Source organism: Streptomyces sp. WAC05292 (genome assembly GCF_003949955.1).
Taxonomy (GTDB): domain Bacteria; phylum Actinomycetota; class Actinomycetes; order Streptomycetales; family Streptomycetaceae; genus Streptomyces; species Streptomyces globosus.
In genome coordinates this window covers 1-2341 of the sequence record NZ_RPSE01000620.1, presented here as the reverse complement: position 1 = coordinate 2341, position 2341 = coordinate 1, and the positions used below count along the sequence as shown (strand labels likewise).

Genomic DNA, 2341 nt, shown 5'->3' with positions numbered 1-2341 from the left:
CCCTCCCGGACCCCGTACCGGACCTCCTCGCGACCCTGGGGGCAGCCCCCCGCCTCGCCGCACACCTGCGCGCCGTCCACGACGTGGCGTACGAGCTGACGACCTGGGTCGCGAACCACTTCACCACCCTGGAGATCGACCGCGAGGCGGTGCTGTTCGGCGCGGCGACCCACGACATCGGCAAGGTCCTGCACCCCGCCGAACTCACCGGCCCCGGCTCCGCCCACGAACCGGCCGGCCGCGCCCTCCTCCTCGCCCACGGCTTCCCACCCCGCCTGGCCCGCTTCGCGTACACCCACGCCCGCTGGACGGACCCGGCCGCCACGGTGGAGGACCTCCTGGTCAGCACGGCGGACAAGGTCTGGAAGGGCAAACGCGTCCCCGACCTGGAGGACCTCCTGACCGCCCAGCTGGCCAGGGCCGCGGGCACGGAGCACTGGGAGGCCTTCCTGCCCCTGGACGACACCCTGACCGCCCTGGCCGACACGGCCGAGTCCCGCCTGTCCTTCCAGTCCGCGTACCCGGTCACGCCCGGAGACCCGATCCGCTGACCGACTCGCGCCCAAGGCCCGGTTGACGAACGGCCTTTGCGGTCCGGCCACTCGCGGCATCCGTCCCGCTACTGTTCTGCTGTCGCGTCAGAACGGAGCTCACCATGCATGCTCTCCCGTACGACCACACCGGAACGCGCATCAAGCGCCTTCGCCTCGAACGCCACCTCACCCAGCGCGCCCTGTCCGACCTCTCCCAGGTCCCCTACAGCACGCTCACGAAGATCGAGCAAGGCGTCACGTCAGCGAGCCCCTACGTCATCGCCGCCGTTGCCCGCGCCCTCCGGGTCGACGTGGCCACCGTCACCGGCCAGCCGTACGTGACCGAACTCCGCGCGGACGAACTCGACGTGCTGATACGGCCTATCCGCGAAGCCCTGGACGTCTACGACCTCGGCGCCGACCCCGAGATCAGCCCCCGCGCACACCGGCTCCTCACCGACGACGCCGAGGCGCTCCTCGTCGCCGTGCGGGCGGGTGAGATCAAGCGGGTGGCCGGGGCCGTCCCGGGCCTGATCCAGGAGGCGACGACGGCCGCCCACCGGGCGCCCGGCCGCGAAGCCTGGCAGCTCCTGGCGAGCACGTACCGGACCGCGTACGACGTGGCCTCCAAACTCGGCTACTACGACCTCGCGGCGATCGCCTTGGCCCGCATGGACTGGGCGGCCCAGCGCGCCTCCGACGCCGTGGTCGGCGGTATGTACCGGTACATGCGCGCCCTCACCTACCTGCGCGAGGGCGAGTACCGGACCGGGGAGAGGCTCGTCTCCCTGGGCTTGCAGACCCTGGATCAGGCGGACGCCGGGCGGGAGCGGGACGCGGTCACCGGCCAGATCCACCTCGGGGCCGCCGTCATGGCGGGCCGCTCGAAGGACGCGCACCGGGCGGAAGGCCACCTCGCAGAGGCCGAGCGCATCGCCGCCGCCACCGGCGAGGCGGTGAACGTGCACTGGCTCGCCTTCGGCCCGACGAACGTGGCCGTGCACCGGGTGTCGGTCCTGGCCGAGCTGGACGAGTACGGGCAGGCCGCCGAGAAGGGCGGAACGGTGCGGATCCCCCGCGACTGGCCGGCGTCCCGCCGCTCGCACCACCACGCCGAGCTGGCCCGCGCCCAGATGTGGTCCGGCGACCTGGACGGCTCGTTCCGCAGCCTGCTGGCCGCGCGGAAGGCGGCCCCACAGCAGGCCCGGTACCACCAGACGGTCCGCGAAACGTACGCAGGACTGGAGGCGGCCCGCCGCCAGCTACCGGACACGTTCCTCTCGTACGGCTCTTGGCTGGGCGCCTGACGCCTGGTGAAGCCCTGGCCCCGACTATCCGGAATCGCGGATAGTCGGGGCCTTGCCGCGCCCCCACACTCGTCTCACCTATCGGGAGCACGACGGTCGGGAGCGGCCTTGCAGCACGAAACATCACCCACGGACTGGTACGCCCGCACGCTGCGCGACCCGGCGGAGGCGTACGCGGCATGGCGGACGTGCGGGGTGGCGGTGCTCCCGCTCGGGGAGCGCTTCGAGGCGATCCGCTTCCCGCAGGCTCTCGCAGCCGCAGCAGTCGGCTGCACCACGACCACGGTCGTGAACCTGGCCTTCGCGGACGCCCTGGAGGGCCCGATCATCCACGACCCCCGTGGCGGCAACTACTACCTCCTGGTCGCCCCCGGCACGCGCACCCGCTGGAACCGCACCCACCAGCGCCGCGCCGAATGCCTCGGCGCGGCGCTGGTGGGTGCGCGGCCGGCGGGTGCGCGCGCCGGGCCCCCCCGGCGGGAGGGGGTCGCGGCCGGGGGG

The 2341-nt window shown here is 73.3% G+C and carries 2 protein-coding genes and 1 pseudogene; all 3 read left to right on the top strand.

Features of this window, described 5'->3' with window-relative positions:
• On the top strand, window positions 1-551 hold a 551-nt coding region (locus tag EF903_RS31730), incomplete at its 5' end, for an HD domain-containing protein (protein WP_260616189.1).
• A 104-nt stretch (window positions 552-655) separates the two neighbouring features.
• Entirely contained in the window at window positions 656-1840 is a 1185-nt protein-coding gene (locus EF903_RS31725; protein ID WP_125548418.1) for a helix-turn-helix domain-containing protein, read from the top strand.
• A gap of 108 nt (window positions 1841-1948) precedes the next feature.
• Window positions 1949-2341, top strand: a pseudogene (locus EF903_RS31720) (hypothetical protein); the annotation flags it as partial.

What these genes read in the sequence shown, in the direction of transcription:
- EF903_RS31725 (WP_125548418.1), top strand. Translation starts at nt 656, where the DNA reads ATGCATGCTCTCCCGTACGACCACACCGGAACGCGCATCAAGCGCCTT.